The sequence below is a fragment of the Pseudomonas sp. HMSC057H01 genome (assembly GCF_001836405.1).
GTDB lineage: Bacteria > Pseudomonadota > Gammaproteobacteria > Pseudomonadales > Pseudomonadaceae > Pseudomonas > Pseudomonas aeruginosa.
Genome location: NZ_KV828438.1, coordinates 1 through 25,643, shown reverse-complemented (window position 1 = coordinate 25,643; position 25,643 = coordinate 1). Strand labels below are relative to the sequence as shown.

Genomic DNA, 25,643 nt, shown 5'->3' with positions numbered 1-25,643 from the left:
CCGACGAACCATGAAACCTTGCAGGTGTATGGCGCCGAGCGGGTGTATACCCTGGGCGATACCGTCGATCTACCGGTGAGCAAGGCCGGAGGCGCCTGCCACAACCAGGCGCCGGTGATCGCCAGCAACATCGCCGCTGAGATCCGCCTCGGCAGCCCTTGCGCAACCTACGACGGACGGGTTCAGGCCGTCGCACAGATGGGCCTGAACACCGGCATGCCGCTATGGTACGACTACAGGCACGACGTCCAGCCGACCCCGCCAACCAAGCTTGGCGGTCTGTTGCGCCAGGGTTTCAATCGCGGGCTGTACTGGGCGGTCGCTCGCGGAATGCTTTGACCCCACACGGGGAGGAGCCGACATGGATAGCCATCAGCAGCCTCGCGCCGCGGCGCAGGCCGATATTCCCCTGTTCCCCCAGCAGACCCGGGAGGGCCTGCAGGCCCTGCTCGACAAGCTGCAGCCACTGATCGAGGGCCACCGCCTGGACAACCTGGTCGACCTGCTCTCGCTACTTTCGGATCTCATCGACCTGCTCGACCCGGCCATGGTGGACAGGCTGGCATCGCTCTTCGAGCAGGCCACCAATGTCGGCTGGTCCGTCGGCAACGCAGTGCGCGTGGCCAAGGCCGAGGTGCTGCGTGAGCAAGCGCCGAACCTTAAAGACCTATTGCGGCTGTTGCGCGATGCCGATACCCGACGCGGCCTGGCGCTAGCCCTGGGGACCTTGCGCAGCCTGGGGCGCCAGATTGCCGCCGAGCAGGAGATCACCCATGGTGCGTGACGACCAGCTCAGCCGTGCGAACACCGAGACACACTGGGATCCTTCCGCCTACATGCAGTTTGCCCGGCTACGCCAGCGGCCGGTGGTCGAGCTGCTCGATCATATCGAGATGCACGCCCCCCAGCGGATTTATGACCTCGGCTGCGGCACCGGCATTGCCACCGAATTGCTCGCCCGCCGCTGGCCGGATGCCGAGTTGCACGGCGTGGACAGTTCCGCGGAGATGCTCGCAGAGGCGGCGCGCTTGCCGATCAAGGCATCCTGGGAACGTGCCAACCTGCAGCACTGGTGTGCCGAGCGTCCGGGCAGCCTGATATTCGCAGCGGCGGTGCTACATTTCATTGAGCGCCACGGAAGCCTGCTTCCGCGCCTGCTCGGGCAGTTGAGCCCCAGCGGCTGCCTGGCGGCGCACATGCCGAACTGGCGCGATGCATCCTGGTATCGCCTGATGCTCGACGCGCTGGACAGCGCCGGTCCTGCTGGCTCTCCACTCGGCAGCCCAGCGCTGCGCTACCTGATGCAACAGCGCAATGTGCTGTCCTTAGACAACTACTACCGCCTGCTGGCACCGCTCTGCGCAGAGGTAGATATCTGGGAGACCGAGCACCTGCAGGTGGTGGATGGTAACGACCCGATCTTCGACTGGGTGAAGGTGTCAGCCCTGCGTCCGGTGCTCGGCGAGTTGGACGAGGAGGCCCGGCGGCGTTTCCTCGATCGTTACCTGGAACTGCTGCACCGTTACTACCCACGGGAGCTAGATGGACGAACGCTGTTCCCGTTTCGCCGCGTGTTCATCGTCGCCAGCCTTGCGCCACTGAAGACTCGGGCAAACTTCCGCCCTAAGGATGAAGCTTAACCCCTGGCGTACAGAACTAAGCAAACAACCGAAAATCCGCTAGAAAAATACTCCGTCGTCGCACTGATGATTTCCTGCTGCCCCATCGGAAGCGATCCTGTCTGCTGTCTGTACCTTCCTCGAACCGGTACAGACCCATGCCTCTTCATCACTCTCCCCCTGGCTGGCAGCCACACACGCTGGCCGTTGGCTTACTACTGGTACTGCTGAGCGGCGCGAGCCAGGCCGAAACCTGGGTCATCACCGACAAGGCTCATCCGGTCACCGCCACCGGATCATCGCGAGTCCTGCTCCTGGATGCCCAGCAGCACCTTGAGGAGCAGCTGACTGACGCTCTACCCAAGGATCCTCAACAAGCTCAGGCAGCATTTCAGCAGTTACTACAAAGCCCTGCGGGGCGACGCCTGCAGGCAGAACTGGTTAAGGCACAACAAGACGTCGCCGATGCGTGGAGTCTCGGTGTCGAGAAGATCCCTGCCGTGGTAGTCGACAGGCAGTACGTGGTCTACGGCGAGCCGGATGTACCGCGCGCGCTTGAGCTGATCGCCAAGGCCAGGAGGTCGCGCTGATGACCAGCCACAACCTCCGCCGCCTGGCAGCGGCGGCCGCCACCTTCAGCCTCTCGTTCACGGCCTCGGCCGCGATCAACAGCGCCGCCATCGTCTCCTCCACCCTTTCGCCCCAGTGCCTCGAATACAAGGTCGTCGGGATCTGCTACTGGCTGCTCTGCGGCCCACATGGCTGCAAGGTGAAGACGTCGGTCAAGGTCCGCCACTACGTGCCTGACGCAGTCGTCTCCAGCTATGCGAATACCGGGAGCAACCCCTGGACCGAGGTGTCGGCGCTGGGCACACCGAATCCACTCGCCCAGGCCGGCAATGACGCGACCACCAACTACAAGACCGAGAACAGCATCGGCCGCTTCAAGGAAGCGGATGTGATCGGCCATCCTGGCGGAGCCACGTTCAGCCGGTTCGCCAGCGCCTCTGGGTACGTTTGTCCTGGCGCTACCTTCCCGCTGGTGCCCTACTTCCTCAGCACACTGGACGCCATTGGCTGGCGGCATGGAATTCCCGAGCAGGTGTACCCCGAGGCGTTGGTCCCAGGGCTGCGCGAGGTGGGGGGAATCTTCTCCGGCGACATGTGGGGGAACCTCTATCCGCGCAGCGGATTCCTGCACCAGACCGACGACTACAAGACGGCAGCCGTCATCGCCCAGCGCGCCGGCGATATCACCACGCGAATCGGCCAACTCCACGTCTACCTCCCCATGCGCGCAGCCCCCAAGGACGGCTACTGGCCGGCGGGCGAGCTGAAAGAGGGCGATGCCTCTACCGGGAAATGGCAGGAGCTGACCCCGTCCCTGAGCCTCAACTGCGCGGTGTTTCCCAACTCAGGACCGAAGACGCAAGCCGTCGACGGCGATTACGCCTGGGCGCTCTGGCGTCCCTACTCCTGCTGCCAGCGCAAGGGGCAGATCTTCCTCGGCAGTACCGACTTCCAATAAGGACACGGAGACGAATCATGCGAATGAACATCACCTCGGTCGCACTGACGTGGCTGCTCGCAGCGCAACTTGCCCAGGCCGACGACCCGATCAACGTGTCCAAGACCGGCACGGTGCTCAGCGACGAGGTCCTCTACAGCATTGGCGGCGGCAGCGCGGTGAGCATGGGCAGCGCCGGCCAGATGGACTCGATCGGCGTCGGCTTCGGCTGGAACAACGACATGATGTGCGGAAACATGAACCTGAGCACCACCCTGGAGAACCAGCTCAACGGTGCCACACAGGGTTTCCAGAACATCATGGGCTCAGTCATCCAGAACGCGACCGGCGCGGTCATGTCGCTGCCGGCGTTGATCATCCAGCGCGCGAACCCTCAGCTCTACAACCTGATCACCAATGGCATCCTGCAGGCGCGGATCGACTACGACCGCTCGAAAGGGACTTGCAGAGCGATCGCCGAGAAGATGGCTGACATCGCTGGCGAGCAGACCGGCTGGGGGAAAATCGCCGAAGGCCAGGCCCTGGGCGCCACGCTGGCCTCTGGCGGGAAAGACGCCGTATCCGCCCTCGAAGCGGTGGAGAAGAAGGGCGGCAACGATGGCGTAACCTGGGTCGGTGGAGACAAGGCCGGCGGCTCCGGCCAGAAGCCCATTCGCATCGTCAACGACGTGACCCGGGCGGGCTACAACCTGTTGACCAGCCGCTCAGTGAATGACTCGTCGAGCGTGCCTTCCGCCACATGCAACAATGGCCTGGTCTGCAACACCTGGTCCTCCCCCCAGGAAGCCGCCGCGTTCGCCACCCGGGTACTGGGCGAACAACAGCAACAGACCTGCGAAGGCTGCCAGAAGACGGTGACGGCTGCAGGCGTCGGCCTCACCCCGCTGATCCAGGAGACCTACGACAAGAAGCTCCAGTCGCTGCAGGAGCTGCTGTCGAAGAGCAAACCACTGACTGCAGAGAACCTGGCTGCGGCCGGCACCGATGCTCTGCCAATTACCCGCGGCGTCATCGAGGCGCTGCGCGACGAGCGTGACCAGGACGTCCTGGCGCGCCGCCTGGCGTCCGATGTCTCCCTGATGGACGTGCTCAGCAAGGCACTGCTACTGCAGCGCCTGATGTTCGCCGGCGCCAAAGAGCCCAACGTCGCCGCCAACGGCCTGGCCACCCAAGCCGTCGATCAGCAGACCAGCCTCCTGCAGCAGGAGATCTCGAACCTCAAGACCGAACTGGAACTCCGTCGCGAGTTGGCCAGCAATTCGCCCATGCGGGTCATCGAGCGCGGGCAACAGCGCGCCTCAGGGTCCAGTGGCGTGTTCGAGTCGGCGCCCGATGCTGATCGCCTCGATCGCCTGCAGGCCCCCTCTGCCGCCGGCGGCAAGTCGGGAGGGAGACCGTGATGGCAGATACGCTCACCACCCGAAAGCTCCTCGGCCAGCTACTGGTCGGAGTGCTGATCGTCGTCGGTCTGGCAGTGGTCGGTACGCTGCTCAGCCTCTTCGCCCTGAACCACTTCGGCGGCATCCAGGGCCTGGAGGCCTGGCGGCAAAGCAACTACTGGAGTTTGTTCTCCTGGAGGGCGCTGCTGTACTGCGCCCTGGCCATCGCCTGGTTCCGGCTCAAGCAGCGCAGGGAACTGAGCGCGCATGAGCGGCAGCGCATTCGGCGGATCGAGATCCTGGTGCTGTTGCTGATCCTGCTCATCGAATTCAGCAAAGCCTACTTCCGCACGGGAGGCGCAGCATGACCTTCATGACCAATGACTACCTGGAGTATTACCTCACCCTCCTCGGCTGGATCATCAACAACGGGATCTGGAACATGATCTCGGATACAGGGCTGTTCGCGGTGCCCTTCGTGGCCATTGTGATGCGTGAGTGGCTGAAAGTTCGCGGGGAAGGCGCCGACGAGGGCAACAAGGGCGTGCTGTCTCTGGCCCGCATCGAGACGCATATCTACGTCGGCTATATTGTGGTCGCCCTTGCGGGCATCCCGGTCGTCAACGTGAGCTTCGACACCATCGAGTTCGACCAGGCCCGCGCCCAGCAGTGCCAATACAATCTGCCGGCACCGGCGGACACCGGCTGGTCGAGCTCCTTCAGCAGCCTGGCCGGCAAGAGTGCGCAGATGCCGCTCTGGTGGGCGATGATGCACGCCCTGTCCAAGGGCTTCACCGCCGGCGCGGTAGCGGCCATTCCTTGCGGCACGGATCTGCGGCAGATGCGTATGGAGGTGGATAACACCCGTGTGAACAACCCGCTGCTGGCACAAGAAATCGCTGACTTTTCCAGGGACTGCTACGGACCTTCTCGTGCGCGGCTGTTCATGCGGCAACCCGATCTGGGCTCCGTCGCCGAGGACAACAAGGCGCTACAGGACCTGAACTGGATCGGCTCCCGATTCCTGTTGAACACCCCGGGGTACTACGACACCGACTACTCGAAGAGTCCCCGTCAGTCGTGGCCCTACAACGCCACCCGCGACGCCGGGCTGCCCCAGGTGGGCGGTGGTGGTGGCTACCCTACCTGCAAGCAGTGGTGGGCTGACTCAGGGATCGGTTTGCGTGATCGGATCAAGGGCCAGGTGGATCCGGACCTGATGACCAGCTTCCTCAAGTGGGCGAAATGGCTGAACCAGGACGAGGTGAGCGAGGCAGTCATCCGCCAGGTGATTTCACCGTCCAGCCAGGTCAAGGGCAACGTCTACACCGATTACGGCGGGCAGGTTGGCGGCACCATCTGGAATGGACTGGCTCGTGCCGGAGGCACCCTCGGAGTGGCAATGGGTAGCCTGGCTTACTTCCCGGCGATGGATATGGTCCGCCAGGCGCTGCCGATGGTGATGTCATTCCTGAAGATGGCCATGGTCATCTGCATTCCGATGGTTCTGGTCATCGGCACCTATCAACTGAAAGTTGCCATGACGATGACGGTCGTCTTCTTTGCAATGATATTCGTCGACTTCTGGTTTCAGTTAGCCAGATATATCGATAGCACGATACTTGATGCTTTCTATGGTTCGGGATCACCACATCTTTCGTTCGACCCAGTCATGGGACTGAATACGGCGACTCAAGATGCAATCTTGAACTTCGTGATGGGGGCGATGTTCATTATATTGCCCATGCTGTGGGTAACTGCTGTAGGCTGGGCAGGCGTCCAAGTTGGAGCTCTCCTCAGCGATCTCAGTAATGGAGTCAAAGGGGTCCAACAGGCTGGGGCACAGGGTGGTGGCGTAGCTAAGCAGGCAATATCGTCGTTCTCACCCAAAGGGGACTAACAGAAAGGGGCTAACAAGCCCCTTTTTTATTAATCTTCACGAGAGAGTACTCCATCATCTCTTCGCCCCATCCAGTCCAATTCATTACCGAAAACATCTCGGCCATATGGAGCTGCTTGGGCCTCATCCTCGTCCAACTGGCGAAAAATAGAAAGGTCTCCCTTAACCAACACAACACCAATCAGCCCAAACGACAACAAGGTCATGAATGTGCTGGCCAGCCAGGTAAAGTTCTGTACAAAGATAACGAACAGCACCACGACCAGGCAGGTCCGCTTGACCCAGCGCACTGCAGGCCGACGATCATGCAGGCAGAAACGCACAAGCGTACCCAGACCAAAACCGATCCGGGAGGCAAAACCTTTGTTGGTGTGCGCGTTCATCATCAATCTCCTGGCTCCCAAAGGGAGGCATCCTGCTATCACCTATACGCCAAAAAAGATGATCTGGCAAGCCTTATGGCATATTATGCCACTAGCTATCTGCCGACTGGAGCCCCTCATGGCAACTCGAAACGTCGTCCTTCCCGATCCGCTGGAGCAGGACATCAACGAGCTGGTGGAGACCGGCCGCTATCAAAACCGCAGTGAGGTCATCCGGGCAGGCCTCCGCCTGTTGCTGCAGCAGGAAGCCCAGAATAGCGCCAAGCTCGAAGCCCTCCGCAACGCAACATCCAGTGGGCTGATGCAACTGGAGCGCGGCGAGTACGACGAGATCACCAGCGACGACCTGGCCCAATACCTCGACGAGCTCGGCAACCAGGCGAGCCACTGAAGCATGGCCAAGTACCGCATATCCCATGATGCCCAAGCGGACATCGTCGATATCCTGCGCTTCACCCACAACCGATTCGGCGATGCCGCGCGCCGGTGCTACCAGGCCCTCATCGGCACCGCCCTGGAAGCGGTTGCGACAGACCCACTGCGGCTCGGCAGCCTCAGCCGCGAAGAAGAGGGGCCAGGCCTGCGCAGCATCCACCTCGTTTACTGCCGCTCGATGCCCAACGTCGGTAAGGTTGTTCGGCGCAGGCACTTCGTCTTCTACCGGGTGGCGACAGCTCAGGTCCTCGAGGTGGTTCGCGTGCTTTACGACTCGATGGATCTGGATCAACACCTGCCTCCTCGATGAGCAGCCGTAGCAGGAGCAAATGGGTCAAAGGGGAAATGGCTTGAAAGGTGAAGGGAATGGTTCACAAGGGTAAAAGCCCTACCCGAAAAGGTCGCCTGGAGGCGGAAAAGGCCCGTACTCGCTCCGAGTCAAACATATGGTTTGCCTAGCACCTCCATCTCATCTATGCCTTTCTGACTGGAATATAACCCTTTCGACTATTTAGCCATTCCATGGCAAAAAGTTAGAAAGCGATTTTAAATATTAGCCTTCCGCTCAACCAGCTTAATACTCATATTTAAACAATTATACCCAGCTACCTTATTTAGAATTTCGCTGCCATAAGACCATGTCGCCTATGTGCATTTTCCGGAGCCTAACCCTCTTCGGTTACTGCACTAAAGGCTCAGTCGCAAGCGGTGTCGCTGACAATCGAGAGGCACCCGCACTTGGCCATCGATACACTCCACTTCGACGCCGTCGAGGAAAGCCTCGCGCACGCCGTGGCTTCGCCCTTCTCCGGACTCCACCTGAATCTCGTAGTGCCCCCCCTCCACCTCCAGGCTTACCTCGAAGCCCGACCATGTCACCGGAATGCACGGATCAATCAGCAACCAGGCACCCTGCCGGCGAATTCCCAGTAAACCTTCGAGTCCGGCGCGGTACATCCAGGCGGCAGAGCCGGTATACCAGGTCCAGCCACCACGGCCGACATGCGGCGCCTCGGAGTAGATATCGGCGGCCACCACATAGGGTTCCACTCGATAGCGTTCCACCTGTTCCGGTGTGAGCGCGTGGTTGATTGGATTGAGCAAGGAAAGCAATGTCCCCGCCTTGTCCCCTTTGCCCTGGCGGACAAATGCCAGGACCGCCCACATGGCCGCGTGGCTGTATTGCCCGCCATTCTCCCGCAGGCCCAGTGGGTAGCCGCGGATATAGCCGGGATCCGTGCCCCTCTCGTCGAAAGGGGGCGTAAACAGCAGCGCCAATCGATCGACTGGACGTAGCAGGTACCTCTCCAGTGCGGTCATTGCCATTCCCGCCCGCAGTGGGTCGGCGCCCGCCAGGACGGCCCAGGACTGTGCGATCGAATCGATGCGGCAGGCTTCACCATCCTTCGAACCCAGCCAGGTTCCGTCATCGAAGGTCGCTCGGCGATACCAGTGGCCGTCCCAGGCCTCGCGCTCCATGGCCAGACGCAACCGCCCGGCATGTTCGCGCCAGTGACGGGCTCGCTCAGGGTCACGCGAACGGGCATAGCCATCGAAGCGCGCGAGAGTCTCCAGCAGCAACCAGCCGAGCCAGACGCTCTCTCCTGTGCCGCCGGCACCGACGCGATTCATGCCGTCGTTCCAGTCGCCGGAACCAATCAGCGGCAAGCCCAACTTACCGGTCAGCGTCAGACACTGGTCCAGGCCTCGTGCACAGTGCTCGAATAGCGACGCGGACTGCTCCGACAGCATCGGCTGGAAGAAGGTGTCCTGCTCGCCCTCTTGCAACGGCGGCCCTTCGATGAACGGCAGGACTTCGTCGAGAATCCCGATGTCGGCCGTCGCCTCGAGATACAGCGAGGCAGCATACGCCAGCCAGACCCGGTCGTCGGAAATCCGCGTCCTTACCCCCTGTCCCGAGTGCGGCAGCCACCAGTGCTGCACATCACCCTCGCGGAACTGCCGACCGGCGGCGCGCAGAAGATGCTCGCGGGTCAGCGCCGGAGCGGCCAGGGACAGAGCCATGCCATCCTGCAGTTGATCGCGGAAACCATAGGCGCCGCTGGCCTGGTAGAACGCCGAGCGCGCCCAGACGCGACAGGCCAGGGTCTGGTACAGCAGCCAGCCGTTGAGCAGGATATCCAGCGAACGCTCGGGACTGCTCACCTGAACGGCTCCAAGCAAGGTCCGCCAGTGCCTACCAACACCCGCCAGCGTCTCTTCCGGATCAGTCCGACGGTATCGCGTGACCAGATCACGGGCATGAGCCAGGGAGTCCGCTTGGCCGAATAATGCGACGATTTCCACCACCTCCCCCGGTGCCAGCTCGATCGAACACTGCTGCGCCATGCACGGGTCGAGCCCGGCCCCCGTGCATCCGGAAAGTCCCGCCTCGCCGAGCAGCGCCGCAGGCGCCGAGGGGTCACCGAGCGGCCCGAGGAATTCGCGACGATCACCGCTCCAGCTGCTTTGGCGGCCACACAGGTCGGCGAACAGGACACGCCCGGGAAAGGCGGCGTTCCAGGGGTTGCGCGCAAGCAGCGCACCGCTTTCGACATCCTGGCAGGTCTCGATGAAGGCCGCCGATGTCGCCCGGGCGCTGCCGAGTACCGGTTCCGCATAGCTGGTGAACGACAGCCGTCGTGACTTGCCGGAGAGGTTGCGCAGCACCAGTCGGGAAATCTTGATCGGGTCCGCCAGCGCGACGAATTGCACCAGATCCATGTCGATGCCCTGGCAGCGATGGCCGAAACGGCTGTAGCCGAATCCGTGGCGTGCGCTGTAGAGCCCATCGTCGCGAATCGGCCGCGCAGTGACGCTCCACAGCGCCCGGCTGTCCTCGTCGCGGAGGTAGAACGCTTCTACGCAGGGATCGCCGACCGGATCGTTGGACCAGGGCGTCAGTTGATTTTCGCGACTGTTCTCCGCCCAAGTATAGCCACTGCCCTCCGCCGAGACCTGGAAGCCGAACCGGGGATTGGCGATGACATTGATCCATGGCGCTGGTGTGCTTTCACCCTTTTCCAGAAGAATCACGTACTCCTGGCCGCGACTGCCGAAGCCACCTAGCCCATTGAAGAACTCGAGAGCCTCACCCAGACTCGTCTTATCCGCCCCCCCCTCGTCGCTGGCCACCAGTCGCGCCGTACCAGCAGTCGCAGCCGGAGTCGGTATAGGCCTGGAGGAGCACAGGGCGGCCAGTTGACTGGCGATCGGCCCTCGCCGGGCGAGCAGTACCACGCGTGCGACCGCCAGCAACAGCGCCCTGCCCTCCTGGCTCATGAGATCGGCGCGCAAGGTGTGCACCTGACCGCGCCGCGCCGCGTCTTCGCCCTCACGGGTACGCGACGGGCTGCTGCGCACGGCGGTCTCGATCGCCACCTGGAGATCCTGGATGTAGGACGAAGCGCGCTCATTGACGACTGCCAGGTCCACCTCCAGGCCTTTCGTCCGCCAGTATTGGTGAGCCCTCAGGATCTGCCGCAATTGTTCAAGGTCGTCGCTGTCGTCAAGTCGCAGAAGCAGGATCGGCAGGTCTCCGGATATCCCCAGGGGCCAGAGCCCGGACTGAGGCCCTGAACCGTGCCGGATCGACTCGGGCGGCGCACGGTAACGTGCGTCGGCATACAGCAGCGGCGCCGCCAGGCGCTGGAAATCGGCGGCCTCTCCGGCGGCGATATCGAGATCACGCAATTGTACCTGCGCCTGGGTCCAGGCCAGCGTCCTGGCGCGGTCGAAGCCGCTGCGCTCGTGGTGTTTGTCGATCAGGTCGAAGAGCGCCTCGCGGGTCTCAGCGACCACGATCCAGAAGGACACCCTCGCCATTTCCCCAGGCGCGATACGCAATCGCCGGCGCAGAGAGAAAACCGGGTCGAGCACCGTGCCGGCGCTGCCGGATAACGGCTGCCGCAGGTCCGCCAAGACATCGCGCAAGGTCCTTCCGCGGCCAAGGAAGCGGGCACGGTCGGACTCGTATTCGACAGGTGCGGTCAGGGAGCCCTCCACCACCGCGAAATGCGCGGCCCAAACCGGCGTCTCGGTGCCGGAGCGCAAACGCCGGGTAGCCACTAGGGCGGCGTACTCGGCGACGTACTCGGTCTGCACGAAAAGCTTGGAGAACGCCGGATGGGCATCGTCAGCGGCAGCCGGCGCGAGGACCAACTCAGCGTAGGAAGTCAGTTCGATCTCCTGTGAACGACGACCGTTGTTGACCAGGGTAATGCGCCGCACCTCGCCGTCGTCCTCGCCCGAGACTAAGACTTCTAGCACGCTGCTCAGACTACCGTCGTGGCGGCTGAATTCCGCCCGGTCTTCGTCGAAGAGGATCTCTCCGCTGACCGGTACCTGCCCGCTCGGCTGGGTGGTGGCCGCCCACGTGCGGCCGTCATGAACGTCGCGCAGGAGGACATAGTAGCCCCAGTCGTCGCGCGTCGGATCTTCTCGCCACCGGGTCACGGCGATGTCACGCCAGCGACTGTAGCCAGCGCCCGAAGCGGACAGCATTACTGAATAGCGACCGTTGGAAAGCAGGTGGGTAACTGGTGACTCGCCCGGCGTCAATGCTACGCGCCGAAGCGTCGAGGCCTCGATTCCGGCTTCGTATGACGAGACGCGCACTTCCTCAGCGCGCGGATGGGCCAGGAAGACATCGGAGGGAATGCGCTCCTGGAGCAGCAGCTCAACCGCACGGATCATCGGCTCGCGATGGAAGCGAGTGCGCATCCGCCCCTCATCGAGGGCGTTGGCGATCGCCACGATGCTCATGCCCTGGTGATGGGCCATATAGCTGTGGACGAGCGCCACCGCCGTCGCGTCGGGCAGCCGCGACGGCGTGAAGTCCAGCGCTTCGTAGAAGCCGTAGCGCCCGCGCGCACCCAGTTCGGCCAGGCGCGCGTAGTTAAACAACGCCGCACGCGGCTTGATCATCGCCGCCAACCCCGTGGCATACGGCGCCACCACCAGGTTCTCGGCCAGACCGCGCTTAAGCCCCAGCCCCGGCACACCGAAGTTCGAGTACTGGTAGGTGAACTCCAGGTCCCGCGCGTTGAAGGCCGACTCCGAGATGCCCCAGGGAACACCTTTCTTCCGCCCGTAGGCCTGCTGCACCTCCACCACCAGGTGATTGCTCTGTTCCAGCAGGCTGCCGACGGGCGCCCGCATGACCAGCGATGGCATGAGATATTCGAACATCGAGCCAGACCAAGATATCAGCGCCGATGCCGTCCCCACCGGTGTCGCCGTACGACCCAGGCGGAACCAGTGGCGGGTAGGGACATCGCCTTTGGCGATGGCTATCAGGCTGGCCAAGCGCGCCTCCGAGGCCAACAGGTCGTAGCAACTGCTGTCCAGGCTGTTGTCGGCCAGGGAATAACCGATAGAAAACAGGTCACGCTCGGTATTGAAGAGGAACGCGAAATCCATCCCGGCGACGAAGGCCCGGGCCTGCTTCGCCACGCTCCGCACGCGAGCCTCCAGCAACGGCGCAGCGGAAAGCAGGCGGTCACGCTGGTGTTCGACCACGGAGTTCCTCAGTGCGTCGAGCCAGAACAGAAGCTCATCAGAAACTGCGTCCACTCCCCGGGGGGCCGATGCCACGGCATCTCTCACGGCTTTCTCCGCGAGCCGCCGCAATCCTGCCAAGCCCGTCTCGGCGGACTGCGGACCATCGATCTGCGCCTGGATCTCTTCCACGGTCGTACGTAGTCGCCGCCAATGTCCGGCGCCACGGGGAAGCCCATCGAGCCCCTGCCGCACCAGCGCCAGCGTATCGCCCAACCCGTTGCGCCAAGCCGGCGACAGCGGCTCGTCGAGCCACTCTTCGCATGCATTGGCCAAGGCGATCAGATGACCGGCCAGGTTGCCGCTGTCGACCGAGGACACATAGGCCGGCTCAAGCACATGCAGGTCGAGCGTGGCGTACCAGTTGAAGAAATGCCCCCGATGGCGCGATAGGCGCTGCATGGCCGCCAGGGTCGCCTCCAGGCGCTCAAGGGTTTCCTGCGTGCCCGCCCAGCCGAAGTCGCGAGCGGCGACCGCGGAAAGCAGATAGAGGCCGATGTTGGTCGGCGAGGTACGGTGTGCCACCACGGGCCTTGGCTGGTCCTGGAAATTGTCCGGCGGTAGCCGGTTATCCTCGGCGCCGACAAAGGTTTCGAAGAATCGCCAAGTCTGTCGCGCGATCAAACGCAGCCCCATTGCCTCCTCCGGCGCCAGGACCTTGCGCTTCGACGGCCGCGGCACTCGACTGCTGTATACCGCCAAGGCCGGCGCCAGTGCCCAGAGCAGCATGAAGGGTACGCCCAGAGCCAGGGAGGACGGCTGCAAATACAGCACCAGTGCCGCCGCGCCAAGTATCAGGGAGGTACCGCCAACCATCTGTAGATAGCTGATAGCCAACCCGGGACGCGGTTTCCCCACCGACTGCGCGGAGGTGGTCCACTCGAGCAGATGGCGACGAGTGACGAACATCCGCAGCAACGTCCGCACGATCGCATCGCCCATGCGCCAAGCCTGATCGGCCAGAAAAGCCAGGGACAGCAGCGTCTGTAACAGAGCGCGCCGAAGTTCGGCGGCCCAGGCGCTGAAGTGATGACGCAGGCCGATACCGCGACGCCGTGGCCACAGTCCTAGGCACACCGGCAGACAGGCCGGGAGTGCCAGGCTCCCAACCAGTAGCAGGCTGCCGAACAACGCCTGAGGCATCGGCAGCAACCAGGAAAACAGCAGCGCGAGCGCGGCGGAAGGCGCAAGCAGCGAACGGCGCAGGTTGTCGAGCATCTTGCTGCGGCCGACCCACGGCACTGCCCATTCACCGCGCCAATGACCGATGATCCATGGCAGCAGTTGCCAGTCACCGCGCGTCCAGCGATGCAAGCGTTGAGCGACAACATCGAAGCGCGCCGGCGCTTCCTCAACCACCTCCACATCGGAAGCCAGTCCTGCACGGGCGAATATGCCCTCGAACAAATCATGACTGAGAACGCTGTTTTCACCGATGCGGCCGGCCATGGCGGCTTCAAAGGCATCTACATCGTAGATACCCTTGCCGGTGTAAGAGCCTTCGCCGAACAGGTCCTGGTAGACATCCGAGACCGCGGCTGCATATGGATCCATTCCACCCGGTCCGGAGAACACCCGCTGATAAAGCGAGCCTTCTCGGCCAAGCGGCAGTGCCGGCGTAACCCGGGGCTGGAGGATAGCGTAGCCACTAACTACGCGCTGAGTCGCCGCCTCGAACAGCGGCTGGTTCAAAGGGTGGGCCATCTTGCCGATCAGACGCCGCAACGTCTCACGTGGCAGACGTGTGTCAGCATCCAGGGTAATGACGAACCGCACCCCGGAAGGCACCGTCGGTCCTGACTCGCCGAGGCTGGCGAAGCTGGTGTCGGTCGCGCCCCGCAAGAGGCGGTTCAGCTCATGTAGCTTGCCACGCTTGCGCTCCCAGCCTATCCAGCGCCGTTCTTGCGGATTGAACCGGCGCTGCCGGTACAGCAATAGGAAACGCGGCCCGCCGGGGGCCGGAGCATGACGCCGGTTGAGCCGTTCGATCGCTGCGGCGCCCAGTTTCAGCAGCCGAACGTCGCGCTCGAGCACGGACTGTCGCGCATCAATGCCATCGGCCAGGAGGGCGAAGCTGAGATCGCCGCGAGTGCCGGTTAGATAATGCACCTCCAGTTGCTCGATCTGCTCCAGCAGCTCCGCTTCGCCGCCCAGCAGGGTCGGCACCACGACCAGGGTCCGAAGCTCCTCCGGTATTCCATCGGCCAGTTCCAGTCCCGGTAGGATGGCAGCTCCCACTCCACCGGTTACCGCACGGTTGACCAACGCCACCGCGGCCTCGCTGAACGGAACGAACAGGGCACCTACCAGCGCCAGCCACTGCCACCCACCGTCTCCCAGCCCCGGCACCTGCAGGACGTAGACGGTCACGCCGAGCAGAAGCCCGCTGAGCAGCAGCGTTGCGCCGACATAGCCGAGGATCCCCAGACGTCCGCCGAGACGACCGAGCCACAATGACGGCGGCGACCGGAAGCCGATATGGGCTTCGAACGCGCGACGTCCGCCGCCGATCAAGTGGTAGCCCGGCTCGCTCCAGTGTTCGCCCAGTATGCCGGGCGCCGCGGTGGAGTGTGCCTTCGCCAGCGCCTGTTCGGCGATAGCCAGTTCGCTGAGCGGAGCGCTGCGGGCCAGTTGCTCGATGGCGCTGCGATAGAGGTTCCGGGTGGGGAAGTCCATCCTGCCGAAGGAGCCGTCCGCATCCAAGCGGGCATCAACCAGGCTCACGCTTTCGAACAGTTTCGCCCAGTCGATGGCAGAGATCAGGCGCATGCTGGTAATGACGTTACGCACGCTGACGTTCGAGGCGCCCTGCCGCTGCTGCGCGTGCTGCACCGCCTGCTCCACCGAACTGCCTTGCTGTTGGAGCCGCTCGTCCAACCAGTTGAGCGCTGGATTTGTCTTCGGGTCCTGATCGCGCAGGCGCCTGGCCAACTGGGCGGCGAAGATCTCCGACAAGGCTGCCGGCGAGCGCCGGGCGATGTCCGTTGCCAGTGCCGAGGCGGCGCAGCCGGGCGTCAGAAGGGCATCTGCCAGGGCATCGGCTTCGGCCCGCTCGGCCCTTCCCTGGCCGATTTGGTCCACCAGGCGCCGCAGGTTCTCGACAAGGACGATGCGCAAGGTGATCGCCACCGCCCATAGTTCCCCGATGCTCAGCGGTTGGACACGCTGGTAGGCGGCGATGAAACGCCGCAACAACTCAAGATCGAGATGGCTGTCGGTATGCGCGACGAAAGCCCATGCCAACCCGAAGACCCTCGGGTAGCCAGCAAAGGGGCCCGACGCGAGCTTGGGCAACTGCCGGTAATAGCCGGGAGGCAGGTCGTCGCGGATCTCGCGGATCTGCTCTTCCACCACGTGGTAATTATCCAGCAGCCATTCAGCGGCGGGCACCACCCTGCGTCCTCGCTCCAGTTCGCTGGCGCTGGCCCGGTATGCCGTCAGCAGCGCCGCCGCGTTGTCAGCAAGACGCCTGCGCAGGGGGCGGACGATGGGAGGACACGCAGTGACCGGCTGGGCTGCGGCCAGGCTTTCTCCGTGCTGCTCGAGGCGTTCGACGCCGAACAGTTCCTCGCGTACCGGGGCCCGGTCGTTCCACGGCGGGGAGGTGCGCCGCCAGCAGAGTCGGCCAAGCAGATCTGCCACCCTCGACGAGGTCCTCGCGAAGCCCACTCCAGGTGCGCCAGGCACCTGTTCTGAATGACGGCTCAACGGGAATGTTTTGGCAGGAGCTTCAAGACCCATGCACGGGTCCCGGCATAGCACTGCCGAGAAAGACACGCGACCGCCCGTCCGCGTTCGCCCAGCCACGCCCATTCGCTGGCAAGCCAGACCGGCAGTGCAGCCGGAGGATACGGCGGCAACAGAGTATGGGCATCGTCGGTGCCAGGCTCCGTCGATCCTTCGGCACGATGTGCGTCCCAAATGGGTCCGGACGTGGCTGACGAGGGCTCCGTAGGGGTATTCATGATGAACTCCACTGCAAACCGGCACCGGCACGATTGCCGACCCCTGGCTTTTCCAGCCTGCACCGTCTCAGGTGGCCGGGTCGGTGCGCTGCCACACTTAGCGCCGCTCCCCTACTGAGTCGAAGCGCCGGGTTGCGCCTGGGTGCGGCAACGCACCGACAGCAAGACCGCGGCTCACCACAATGCCTGTCCCAGCGTTCGACACTTTCGCCGAGCGCGGGACACGATCCGAGGCAACATCATGGACAAGCACACCAAGCAAGCGCCGCGCAATGGTAATGGCGCCAACAGCCCCCCCGAGCACCAGTCCGGCCAGCCCCCTGCCAGCCCCAGCAAGGCGGAACGCTACTCCGAGCGCAAGCCCTCTGAACAGAAGCCGGAGTCAGACGCCAAGGCAACTCGCGATCCCGTGAAGAATGGGCAACAACCGCAGGCCGCCCGCGGTGACGACGACCTGATGAGCCAGGAAGCCGGGCACCAGGGGCCGTCTTCACAACAGAAATGAGCGAGCCTGGCACATGAGACTGACCTTTGAGCAGGCCCGGCAGCTCATCGAACCCTCCTTCTCACCGTTCACGTGCAGTTGCACACGAGACCGGGACGGAGCGATGAGCATCCTGCTGGGTAATGCCTTGACGGGCACCATCGAGGCATTCAGCACCGGCATAGGCACCGAACAGTGGCGTACACCCGAAGCGGTGACCCAGCTCATCCGTGATCTGCGCCTGGACATCGCCCCCTAGCCACATCACTTCTAAGCGAATCCCTCCCAAGGGGGATTCGCCCTTCCGTTCCGCCTCTCATCGCTAGCCACGCTTTTCCTGGCCATTGCGGCTACACTGTCAGAGTTGATCCTCGAAAATATCTCAGCGCCCTGCGTTTCCCCTGCGCCCACTCCACTGGCAATGTCAAGCGCAATCACGCCTAACCACCACAGGGAACCCACTGGTGGCCGACATGACCAATGACGTTTCTCCCCTGCAGAACCATCTGCTCGCCGCGCTTACCCAGGAGATACAAGAGCGTCTGATCCCGCACCTGGAGCGAGTTACACTGCCGCTCGGCAAGGTCCTCTATGAATCGGGCGATGCCCTCCGACATGTCTACTTCCCCACCGACGCCATCGTTTCGCTGCTGTATGTCATGGAGGACGGCGCCTCCGCGGAGATATCCGTCGTCGGCAACGAAGGACTCATCGGCGTGGCGGTGTTCATGGGTGGGGAAAGCACTCCGAGCCGCGCCATTGTGCAAAGCGCTGGGCATGCCTACCGATTGCCCGGACAGAAGCTGAAGGACGAGTTCAATCGGCATGGCGAGATGCTGCAGTTGATGCTCCGCTACACCCAGGCGTTGATCACCCAGATGGCTCAGACCGCGGTGTGCAACCGCCATCACTCGATCGACCAGCAACTCTGCCGCTGGCTGCTGCTGTCGCTCGACCGGCTACCCAGCAACCAGTTGAGCATGACCCAGGAACTCATCGCCAACATGCTGGGGGTCCGCCGCGAAGGCGTCACCGAAGCGGCCGGCAAGCTGCAGAAACTCGGCGTGATCAAGTACAGCCGAGGGCACATCACCGTTCTCGACCGTCCGCAATTGGAAGCGCTCTGTTGCGAATGCTACGCGGTGGTCAAGCGCGAGACCGATCGCCTGCTTCCCTATCTGCCCGCCCGATGAGGATTTCGTCGCACGGCAACGAGACGGCGCGCCAGGCCGCTCACCCTCTTCATCTTCCGGAGGCGACACCATGAACATCGACGACGATATCTACGTACCCCGGCTACTTGCCGAAGGTCATCTACCCGAAGGACGGACCCTGCGCGACTACTTCATCGCCCACGCACCGGCGGAACCCCAGGGGTGGTTCCAGCCGCGGATGCCGGAAGAACCGCTGAAGAAGTTCGGCGGCGACAACGGCGTCGAGTACTCCACGTTCCGGGAAGCCAAGGAGGCAGGCTCAAACAGTTTCACGCAACTGAACGTGGAGGAAACCGAAAACTGGAAAAGGGAGTTCGACAAACAGCGCTATGTCCAGTGGCCATTGGCCTGGGCCGACGCCATTCTCGAAGCGCGGCGCGCCGCCACTGCGGGTAAAAAGACTCCGACCTGACCTGGCAGCGATGCGCAGGTCGGCCGCCCTGGGTTCGCTTGCGCACAGACGTCGCTGGCCCCCGCCCGTAGACTGGGAATCCATACCTTCCGGGAGATCTGCCATGGTTGGCTACAGCCACCAGGTATCGGCCGTTTTCAACCTCCGGGCGCAGGCCGAAAGCGCTCGCAAACGTCTGGTCGACCGAGGCCTCGGCCTCGAACAGTTAAGCATCCTCGGCGCTGAAGACGTTCCACTTCCAACAACGCGCCGGCGTTCGTTCATCCAGGTGCTGTCAAGTGGCGCAGCCGGCGCGCTAGCGGGGCTCCTCGTCAGCACGCTGGTCACATTCGCTCTGACGCGAACCGAGGCCAGCCTGTTCGGTGATGCACCGTTGGCCTTGCTGGGTTGGAGCAGCGCCCTGGGAGCGCTGTTCGGAGGAGCGGTCGGCGCATCGGTGGATGTCAGCCAAGTCAGCGGTCCCTTCAGACAGGCTATCGCCCAGGGCCATGTCGTTCTGCTGGCGAATACCCGTTCGGAAATCGAGTCCCTGCTCGTGCGTGATGTCATCGAGAGTTCCGTGGGGGTCGGCGTGCACATGGACATCAGTCTGATCTGACCTCGCTCCGGGCACCTCGACTCGGTTACTCGCGATGTAAGTTCGATATCAGACAGACCTGGGCCAGGACCATACAGGACACTCCGCTCCGGATGAACCGAGGTCGACATGCCACTCTTCAAGCTCGAACACAGTAAGCTCGTACACCGGACCGATATCGCCTTCTACGTTGTCGGGGTACTGGTGCTGGCCGTTTGGCTCGGCCTTTTCTGCCCCGCAGAACTGCGTCTGGAATGCCTGCTGCTGGCCGCGTTAGGTCTGGTGGCATGGTCGCTGCTGGAATACCTCCTGCATCGCTTTGTCCTCCACGGACTATCACCCTTTCGCCAATGGCACCAGTCCCATCACCAACGGCCCGGCGCGCTGATAGGGCTATCCACCCTGTCCAGTGCGGCCCTGTTCATCGGCCTGGTCTACCTACCAGCGCTGCTCGCACTCGGCCCCTGGAGAGGCTCCTCGCTGGCTTTGGGCATCATGTCAGGCTACCTAGCGTACATCCTGACCCATCACGCCGTGCATCACTTCGATCACTCTGGCAACGCCTGGCTGGCTCGCCGCCAGCTATGCCACCATCTGCATCACAGCGCACTCTGGCAAGCCGGGCACTTCGGGGTTACCTCGGCGTTCTGGGATCGCCTATTCGCCAGCGATCGCCTGCCCCCCCGAACAGCCTCCGGCAAGTGGCGCAACGTCGCCGAGATCACCACCCGCCACGCCCGCAGCCTCAGCGCGCGCAAGTCGTCAAAATTGCTCGGCCAGTTGTTCCGTGGCACAAGTAGCCGTATGAACGCTCGGCTGTGGGACGGCACACTCCTGCAACTGGGGCCCACTGCCGGTACTCAGGCCCCATTCACCTTGGTCTACAGGCATGCGGACGGCGTACAGAAGATGATCCTAAGCAATAGCGACCCACAGCGCCTGGCCGAAGCCTATTTCCGCGACGACTTCGACATCGAGGGCGACCTCTTCGCTGCCCTGGCGCTCAGGGAGCACATGCAAACCCAGCGCAAGGTCTGGCACCGACGCGCACGCCTGTTGTTCGGCGCCATCATGCTGCCGAGCTCGGTCACTACGGAATCCGACAGACAGAAAGGGTTCTTGCGCCAACAGATTACGACGGGGATGCACTCGGACGCAGAAAAACCCGACGCCACCACCTTCCGCTACGACCTGTCCAATGCGTTCTACGGACTCTGGCTGGATCCGGCGATGGTCTACTCCTGCGGCTACTTCGAGCAAATCGACGATAGCCTCGAACAGGCTCAACGGGCCAAGCTTGAGCTGATCTGCCGGAAACTCCAGCTGCATCCCGGCGAGCACCTGCTCGATATCGGTTGTGGCTGGGGCGCGTTGATCCTCCATGCAGCGCAATACCACAGGGTACACGCCCATGGCATCACCCTAAGCCGGGAACAGCTGGCCCTGGCCCGCGAACGAATAGACGCGGCGGGGCTCCAGGCGCTAGTGACGGTGGAATGCTGCGACTACCGCGACCTAAAAGGTCAGCAGGTATACGACAAGATCGCCAGTGTCGGACTGTCCGAGCACCTTGGCCCGGACAACCTGCCGCTATTCTTCGACACGGTACACCGCCTTCTCAAGGATTCTGGGCTGTTTCTCAACCAGGGCATCACTCAGTGCCCGGACGGGGGGCAACGGACCGCGTCAGCCCGCCTGATCAATCGCTATCTCTTCACCGACGGCCAGCCGGATACCCTGGGCAGCCTTGTGCGCAGGATGGAACAGGCGCAGTTGGAAGTCACCGATGTCGAATCACTGCGCCGTCACTACGGCCTGACCCTGCGCCTTTGGGTCTCTCGCCTAGAGCAGCGGCAGGGGCTTGCCGTCGAATATGTCGGCGAACCCACCTACCGGGCCTGGCGCCTGTTAATGGCCGCCAGCGCGCTGGTGTTCGAGGCCGGGGAACTGGGCGTCTTCCAAATCGTAACGAGCCGACACAACGGAGCCCCCAGCTCTCTGCCCCTGACCCGCCGCCCCTTGTATCGCGACGACTGCTCCATTCAGAGGCTCAGCGAGGCAGTGGACGCAACGCCATCCGCTCACCCGCCTCGCGCAAACGCCGACAGGCCCGGTCGCAGTCGACCCTGCTCGGTACCACGAAAATAGTCTCGGTATCCACAGGCTGGCGTTCACGGTAAGTGGCGTACGCAACGTTGCAAATCTAGCAGGCGATCATGAAACATGGATCTCCTCTTGAAGTCGATCCCCAGACCGGTACGTCCCCTCTTCCACGACTTCTCGTGCCCGCTTCAACGGCGAATCTACGGCACGATCTGCCGCGGAGCGTACAGGCTGTAGCTGCACAGTAGCCCGGCAAACTCCCTCAACGGACGTATCCCGCTGGCTTCCGCCTCGGTTACCCAGCGTTTCAACGCCGCATGTACTTCGCCCAGGTCAGCCCCCGCATCGCTCCATGTGCGCTGTAACGCCAGGCGATGCGCGCAGGCTAGCTGCATCACCTGGCTCCTGCCGACAGCTGAATGGAACAGGCTCTGCTGCAGATCGCTCAGCCTGTCTGGGTCCCGCACCAGCAAACGGCTGGCGCGCCGCAGCAAATGCCGGGTCGCCGCATCACAGCGAGCGCTTTCTTCGCGTGCCAGCGGCCGCATTACCCGTTTCCCGTATTGGGCCATGACCAGCAGACGATTGCGCAGGATGACTCCGCTGGCTTCCAGATCCAGCGCTCGCTTGTCACAGTCCCACTGGATGGTGGGCAGCCCACGGTTGACCTGAGCCAGTCCGAGTGCTCTCAGCAGACATATCCACGCCCAGCCCAGATCAAACTCCCAGGCCTGCACGGAAAGCTTGGCCGAGCCCGGGTAGGCATGATGGTTGTTATGCAACTCCTCGCCGCCGACGAGGACTCCCCACGGCAGCAGATTGCTCGAATCGTCCGGGCATTCGAAGGTGCGATAGCCGAAAGCATGGCCCAGACCGTTGATCACACCGGCAGCCCAGAAGGCGATCCAGATCATCTGCAGCGCCCAGACTGTCAGCCCCGCGACGCCGAATAAAACCAAGTCCACACCGAGCATGAGGCCCAGCCCGGCGTTCGGAAACCTACTGTAGAGGCGACGCTCCAGCCAGTCGTCCGGGCAGCCTCGGCCATAGGTCTGCAAGGTTTCCGGATTGCGAGCCTCGGCTCTATACAGCTCGGCACCTCGCAGCAACACCGTGAGCAGCCCCTTGAACCTCGGGCTGTGCGGATCGTCGGGCGTTTCGCAGCAGGCATGATGCCGGCGATGAACGGCCGTCCACGCACGGGTGTTCATTCCCGTCGTCAGCCACAGCCAGAAACGGAAGAAGTGCTTTAGCGCAGGGTGCAATTGCACCGAGCGATGAGCTGAATGGCGATGCAGATATAGCGTCACACTGATGATACTGACATGGGTCAGCGCCAAAGTCGCGACAATCAGTTGCCACAGCGTTGGCTGTAAGATGCCGTGATACCACATGTTGAACACCTCTCTATAGCCATATGCCGGTCCCTTCTGGGCACCGACGGATCAATAGACCTCCCTCCATATTGGTGAACTTAGAATACGGTGTCGGTGCACCAGCGTACATATTCACCTCGCACAAATCCACGAGACAAAACGACCAAAAGAGTTCGACAACGCACAGAGCACGCATTAAGAAACGACCAATATAGTGTAAACAGGAACAATCAGAGAAATAATCATGAATAGTAATCGAACGGAAACCCGTCAATTTAGCACTAGCCCTCGACACATGCCCGTTCAACGCTCTAACTTATCCAAGAAGAGCGGAAGGCAGAGAGAACGCTCTGCACGCCCAAGGATTAAGATCATCACCTTCTCAAGGCAGCGGAAGATATCATCATGAGCATTTTCAATCTTGACGGCTGGTGCAAGCTTTCGGATGAAGCCCAAGCTATTTCACTAAAGAACATTCGATTTCACCTCAACGATGGCGATGAAAAGCTCCTTGCCCAAGCAGAAGTGCATCTGCAAATCACTGGTGAAAAAGAGGTTCATATCCCTATTGACCAAGCCAGACTTAAGCTTGTGTTACCACACGAATGCGGGCCTATACGTGACTGTCGACTACGAGTTTATCTCGACTCAAATACTAAACGGGGTCGCTTTAACTTGACCGGGTATCGAATAAGCGACGGCAGCCTGATCTACACCAGCGCGGTAACTATTGAAAAAGTGTATCCAATTCATCCCCGTTGAAGCGATGGAAAATTATCAACATTGACTTACTAAGCTTAAGCAGCATTCAGATACCTTAAACTAAAGGCGACGAATAAAAAACGAAAAAACAAGCGCCAGAAGTAGCACTTTGCCATAAAAAATACCAACTACTTGAGGTGAGGATTTTCTGTTGTTCCTCTTCCCTGGAATAAGGGAAAAGCCCGCTCCATGAATCACGATGGAGCCTCCCATGTTTCAACTCCTTTCCTGGATATCCAGGAAGCCGTCCCCCACCCCACCAACCAAAGCTGCCCCAGGGGTATTCCTCCTTCCTCTAAGCAGTACGGAACTGCTCGACACGCCTCGCCGCCGCCAGCTACTGGAGAACATCTGGCAGCGCGCCTCGCTATCCAAGCAGCAATTCGAGGAGATCTACCGGCGGCCACTGGCCAACTATGCCGAGCTGGTCCAGCAGCTCCCGGCTTCAGAAAACCATCACCATGCCCATCCAGGCGGGATGATTGATCACGGCCTGGAGATCGTGGCCTACGCACTGAAGGTACGGCAGACCTACCTGCTCCCGATCGGCGCAGCGCCGGAGTCACAGTCAGCCCAGACTGAAGCCTGGTCGGCCGCCGCAGCGTATGGCGCCCTGGCTCACGACCTAGGCAAGATCGTCGTAGACCTGCAGGTGGAGCTGCAGGACGGCAGTACCTGGCACCCTTGGAACGGACCGATCAACCAGCCCTACCGCTTCAAGTACGTGAAGTCCCGCGAATACCAGCTCCACGGCGCTGCCTCAGCACTCCTCATCCACCAACTGCTACCGCGCACTGCACTCGACTGGCTCAGTCGTTTTCCAGAGCTGTGGGCTCAATTGATCTACTTGTTCGCAGGGCAGTACGAGCACGCCGGGATCCTGGGCGAGATCATCGTGAAAGCAGACCAGGCCTCCGTCGCGCAGGAGTTGGGAGGTAATCCGGATCGAGCGCTGGCTGCACCGAAGCAGTCGCTGCAGCGGCAGTTGGCAGACGGGCTACGCTTCCTGGTGAAGGACAAATTCAAGCTGAATCAGCCGGGCGGCCCGTCCGACGGGTGGCTGACTCAGGACGCACTCTGGCTGGTGAGCAAGCCCGCGGCCGATCAGTTGAGGGCCTACCTGCTGGCTCAGGGAATCGAAGGGGTCCCCTCCTCCAACGCGTCATTCTTCAACATGCTCCAGGACCAGGCCGTCATCCAGACGAACGCCGAGGACAAGGCCATCTGGACGGCCACGATAGACAATGGTGCTGGGTGGAGAAACAAGTTCACGCTCCTCAAGATCGCTCCAGCCTTGATTTGGGCTGACCCTGCCGAGCGGCCTGATTCCTACAGCGGATCACTCGTCATTGAAGAGGGCAACGCCTCCTCTGAAAAGCCGGAAACGACCTGCGAAATCCCCAACGATTCGATTGAACAGCGACAGGCGCCAGAAGCCAAGATGACGCTCCGCCAACCTACGCCGAGCGTTGCGAAACCGTCAAACGAGATGCGGGCGATTGCGAAGCCCTCAGCTGAGGATCAGGAAGAAACAGATGATTTGTACGCGCTTCTTGGTAATATCAATTCGCCACCAGAAGAGCTAGACACTAGCCACGACTCACCGGCTGCTTCTTCTACGAACACTCGCGGGGAGGAGAACCTACAGCAGCCACTAGGGACCAAGGAGCCAACAGATTGCGCTCCTGAAGCAGTTGAAGATGTATTTATGCCTAGCAGAAGCACTGATCTGGGACAGGGATTCGTTGGCTGGATGAAATCTGGCATCGCGGCCCGTCGCCTGTTCATCAACGACACCAAGGCTTTGGTGCATACCGTCGACGGGACCGCCATGCTGGTCACGCCAGGAATCTTCAAGCGCTATGTCCAAGAGCATCCGGAGCTTGAAAAACTGGCCCAGGCCAAGGAAACGACCGGCTGGAAGCTGGTGCAGCGCGCGTTCGAGAA

General features: G+C 62.1%; 21 protein-coding genes and 1 pseudogene. 18 read left to right on the top strand and 4 right to left on the bottom strand.

Features of this window, described 5'->3' with window-relative positions; all coding sequences use genetic code 11:
- From HMPREF2581_RS11065 to HMPREF2581_RS11030, 8 genes and pseudogenes are all read left to right on the top strand, one after another.
- Positions 1-339 (top strand): annotated as a pseudogene (locus HMPREF2581_RS11065) (NAD(P)/FAD-dependent oxidoreductase); the annotation flags it as partial.
- A 22-nt stretch (positions 340-361) separates the two neighbouring features.
- Positions 362-784: a DUF1641 domain-containing protein gene (locus tag HMPREF2581_RS11060; RefSeq protein ID WP_003125089.1), complete on the top strand. Its 423-nt coding sequence runs from the start codon at positions 362-364 to the stop codon at positions 782-784.
- A complete protein-coding gene (locus tag HMPREF2581_RS11055) occupies positions 774-1,640 on the top strand; it encodes a methyltransferase domain-containing protein (protein ID WP_003158148.1) in 867 nt (288 codons plus the stop codon). The genes HMPREF2581_RS11060 and HMPREF2581_RS11055 overlap by 11 nt, the downstream gene beginning before the upstream one ends.
- Before the next feature lie 137 nt (positions 1,641-1,777).
- The gene (locus tag HMPREF2581_RS11050; RefSeq protein ID WP_003158147.1) at positions 1,778-2,209 is read left to right on the top strand and encodes a TIGR03757 family integrating conjugative element protein; all 432 of its coding nucleotides are present in this window, start codon (positions 1,778-1,780) and stop codon (positions 2,207-2,209) included.
- A complete protein-coding gene (locus tag HMPREF2581_RS11045) occupies positions 2,209-3,147 on the top strand; it encodes a TIGR03756 family integrating conjugative element protein (protein WP_003159688.1) in 939 nt (312 codons plus the stop codon). Before HMPREF2581_RS11050 ends, HMPREF2581_RS11045 begins: the two co-directional genes overlap by 1 nt.
- Before the next feature lie 17 nt (positions 3,148-3,164).
- Entirely contained in the window at positions 3,165-4,547 is a 1,383-nt protein-coding gene (locus HMPREF2581_RS11040) for an integrating conjugative element protein (RefSeq protein WP_003159687.1), read from the top strand.
- On the top strand, positions 4,547-4,894 hold the full coding sequence (locus HMPREF2581_RS11035) for a hypothetical protein (protein ID WP_003125096.1): 348 nt from the start codon (positions 4,547-4,549) through the stop codon (positions 4,892-4,894). The genes HMPREF2581_RS11040 and HMPREF2581_RS11035 overlap by 1 nt, the downstream gene beginning before the upstream one ends.
- On the top strand, positions 4,891-6,426 hold the full coding sequence (locus HMPREF2581_RS11030) for a conjugal transfer protein TraG N-terminal domain-containing protein (protein ID WP_003158144.1): 1,536 nt from the start codon (positions 4,891-4,893) through the stop codon (positions 6,424-6,426). Before HMPREF2581_RS11035 ends, HMPREF2581_RS11030 begins: the two co-directional genes overlap by 4 nt.
- A 29-nt stretch (positions 6,427-6,455) precedes the next feature.
- On the opposite strand, the gene HMPREF2581_RS11025 is transcribed toward HMPREF2581_RS11030, so the two are convergent.
- Positions 6,456-6,809, bottom strand: a complete 354-nt coding sequence (locus HMPREF2581_RS11025; RefSeq protein ID WP_003158143.1) for a hypothetical protein — start codon at positions 6,807-6,809, stop codon at positions 6,456-6,458.
- 118 nt (positions 6,810-6,927) lie between these two features.
- Between HMPREF2581_RS11025 and HMPREF2581_RS11020 the strand changes: the two genes are divergently transcribed.
- On the top strand, positions 6,928-7,200 hold the full coding sequence (locus HMPREF2581_RS11020; RefSeq protein WP_003086148.1) for a type II toxin-antitoxin system ParD family antitoxin: 273 nt from the start codon (positions 6,928-6,930) through the stop codon (positions 7,198-7,200).
- A 3-nt stretch (positions 7,201-7,203) separates the two neighbouring features.
- Positions 7,204-7,554 carry a type II toxin-antitoxin system RelE/ParE family toxin gene (locus HMPREF2581_RS11015; RefSeq protein ID WP_003125102.1) on the top strand — a complete coding sequence of 117 codons (351 nt, stop codon included), beginning with the start codon at positions 7,204-7,206 and terminating at the stop codon, positions 7,552-7,554.
- Between the two features lie 377 nt (positions 7,555-7,931).
- Here the strand turns inward: HMPREF2581_RS11015 and HMPREF2581_RS11010 are convergent, their stop codons facing one another.
- Positions 7,932-16,445, bottom strand: a complete 8,514-nt coding sequence (locus HMPREF2581_RS11010) for a glycoside hydrolase family 94 protein (RefSeq protein ID WP_003125103.1) — start codon at positions 16,443-16,445, stop codon at positions 7,932-7,934.
- A 564-nt stretch (positions 16,446-17,009) separates the two neighbouring features.
- Between HMPREF2581_RS11010 and HMPREF2581_RS11005 the strand changes: the two genes are divergently transcribed.
- From HMPREF2581_RS11005 to HMPREF2581_RS10980, 6 genes are all read left to right on the top strand, one after another.
- On the top strand, positions 17,010-17,273 hold the full coding sequence (locus tag HMPREF2581_RS11005; RefSeq protein ID WP_003125104.1) for a hypothetical protein: 264 nt from the start codon (positions 17,010-17,012) through the stop codon (positions 17,271-17,273).
- A gap of 13 nt (positions 17,274-17,286) precedes the next feature.
- Positions 17,287-17,511 (top strand): DUF1652 domain-containing protein, encoded by a 225-nt coding sequence (locus HMPREF2581_RS11000; RefSeq protein ID WP_003456722.1) that lies wholly within the window; start codon positions 17,287-17,289, stop codon positions 17,509-17,511.
- Between the two features lie 214 nt (positions 17,512-17,725).
- Positions 17,726-18,445, top strand: a complete 720-nt coding sequence (locus tag HMPREF2581_RS10995; RefSeq protein WP_009875850.1) for a Crp/Fnr family transcriptional regulator — start codon at positions 17,726-17,728, stop codon at positions 18,443-18,445.
- Between the two features lie 70 nt (positions 18,446-18,515).
- Positions 18,516-18,878: a hypothetical protein gene (locus HMPREF2581_RS10990; RefSeq protein WP_003125106.1), complete on the top strand. Its 363-nt coding sequence runs from the start codon at positions 18,516-18,518 to the stop codon at positions 18,876-18,878.
- 103 nt (positions 18,879-18,981) lie between these two features.
- Positions 18,982-19,476, top strand: a complete 495-nt coding sequence (locus HMPREF2581_RS10985) for a hypothetical protein (protein WP_003158140.1) — start codon at positions 18,982-18,984, stop codon at positions 19,474-19,476.
- 108 nt (positions 19,477-19,584) lie between these two features.
- Positions 19,585-21,603 (top strand): class I SAM-dependent methyltransferase, encoded by a 2,019-nt coding sequence (locus HMPREF2581_RS10980; RefSeq protein WP_003125107.1) that lies wholly within the window; start codon positions 19,585-19,587, stop codon positions 21,601-21,603.
- A 155-nt stretch (positions 21,604-21,758) separates the two neighbouring features.
- On the opposite strand, the gene HMPREF2581_RS10975 is transcribed toward HMPREF2581_RS10980, so the two are convergent.
- Positions 21,759-22,952 carry a DesA family fatty acid desaturase gene (locus HMPREF2581_RS10975; RefSeq protein ID WP_003158139.1) on the bottom strand — a complete coding sequence of 398 codons (1,194 nt, stop codon included), beginning with the start codon at positions 22,950-22,952 and terminating at the stop codon, positions 21,759-21,761.
- Between the two features lie 387 nt (positions 22,953-23,339).
- Between HMPREF2581_RS10975 and HMPREF2581_RS33160 the strand changes: the two genes are divergently transcribed.
- A complete protein-coding gene (locus HMPREF2581_RS33160; protein WP_015060180.1) occupies positions 23,340-23,696 on the top strand; it encodes a hypothetical protein in 357 nt (118 codons plus the stop codon).
- Positions 23,697-23,756: 60 nt separating this feature from the next.
- Here HMPREF2581_RS33160 and HMPREF2581_RS33155 read toward each other — a convergent pair whose 3' ends face one another.
- Positions 23,757-23,909 (bottom strand): hypothetical protein, encoded by a 153-nt coding sequence (locus tag HMPREF2581_RS33155; protein WP_153274499.1) that lies wholly within the window; start codon positions 23,907-23,909, stop codon positions 23,757-23,759.
- On the opposite strand from HMPREF2581_RS33155, the gene mobH reads away from it, so the two are divergent.
- Positions 23,908-25,643 (top strand): MobH family relaxase (gene mobH / locus HMPREF2581_RS10970; protein WP_070867322.1); only part of this gene is annotated, 1,736 nt, incomplete at its 3' end. The genes HMPREF2581_RS33155 and mobH overlap by 2 nt on opposite strands.

Bases quoted from the DNA above. Each gene is read 5' to 3' on its own strand.
- HMPREF2581_RS11005 (WP_003125104.1), top strand. From the start codon at position 17,010: ATGGACAAGCACACCAAGCAAGCGCCGCGCAATGGTAATGGCGCCAAC.
- HMPREF2581_RS11050 (WP_003158147.1), top strand. From the start codon at position 1,778: ATGCCTCTTCATCACTCTCCCCCTGGCTGGCAGCCACACACGCTGGCC.
- HMPREF2581_RS10995 (WP_009875850.1), top strand. From the start codon at position 17,726: ATGACCAATGACGTTTCTCCCCTGCAGAACCATCTGCTCGCCGCGCTT.
- HMPREF2581_RS10980 (WP_003125107.1), top strand. From the start codon at position 19,585: ATGCCACTCTTCAAGCTCGAACACAGTAAGCTCGTACACCGGACCGAT.
- HMPREF2581_RS11015 (WP_003125102.1), top strand. From the start codon at position 7,204: ATGGCCAAGTACCGCATATCCCATGATGCCCAAGCGGACATCGTCGAT.
- HMPREF2581_RS10990 (WP_003125106.1), top strand. From the start codon at position 18,516: ATGAACATCGACGACGATATCTACGTACCCCGGCTACTTGCCGAAGGT.
- HMPREF2581_RS11040 (WP_003159687.1), top strand. From the start codon at position 3,165: ATGCGAATGAACATCACCTCGGTCGCACTGACGTGGCTGCTCGCAGCG.
- HMPREF2581_RS11030 (WP_003158144.1), top strand. From the start codon at position 4,891: ATGACCTTCATGACCAATGACTACCTGGAGTATTACCTCACCCTCCTC.
- HMPREF2581_RS11025 (WP_003158143.1), bottom strand. From the start codon at position 6,809: ATGAACGCGCACACCAACAAAGGTTTTGCCTCCCGGATCGGTTTTGGT.
- HMPREF2581_RS11000 (WP_003456722.1), top strand. From the start codon at position 17,287: ATGAGACTGACCTTTGAGCAGGCCCGGCAGCTCATCGAACCCTCCTTC.
- HMPREF2581_RS10985 (WP_003158140.1), top strand. From the start codon at position 18,982: ATGGTTGGCTACAGCCACCAGGTATCGGCCGTTTTCAACCTCCGGGCG.
- HMPREF2581_RS11055 (WP_003158148.1), top strand. From the start codon at position 774: ATGGTGCGTGACGACCAGCTCAGCCGTGCGAACACCGAGACACACTGG.
- HMPREF2581_RS11020 (WP_003086148.1), top strand. From the start codon at position 6,928: ATGGCAACTCGAAACGTCGTCCTTCCCGATCCGCTGGAGCAGGACATC.
- HMPREF2581_RS11045 (WP_003159688.1), top strand. From the start codon at position 2,209: ATGACCAGCCACAACCTCCGCCGCCTGGCAGCGGCGGCCGCCACCTTC.
- HMPREF2581_RS11060 (WP_003125089.1), top strand. From the start codon at position 362: ATGGATAGCCATCAGCAGCCTCGCGCCGCGGCGCAGGCCGATATTCCC.
- HMPREF2581_RS11035 (WP_003125096.1), top strand. From the start codon at position 4,547: ATGGCAGATACGCTCACCACCCGAAAGCTCCTCGGCCAGCTACTGGTC.
- HMPREF2581_RS10975 (WP_003158139.1), bottom strand. From the start codon at position 22,952: ATGTGGTATCACGGCATCTTACAGCCAACGCTGTGGCAACTGATTGTC.
- HMPREF2581_RS33160 (WP_015060180.1), top strand. From the start codon at position 23,340: ATGAGCATTTTCAATCTTGACGGCTGGTGCAAGCTTTCGGATGAAGCC.
- HMPREF2581_RS33155 (WP_153274499.1), bottom strand. From the start codon at position 23,909: ATGGGAGGCTCCATCGTGATTCATGGAGCGGGCTTTTCCCTTATTCCA.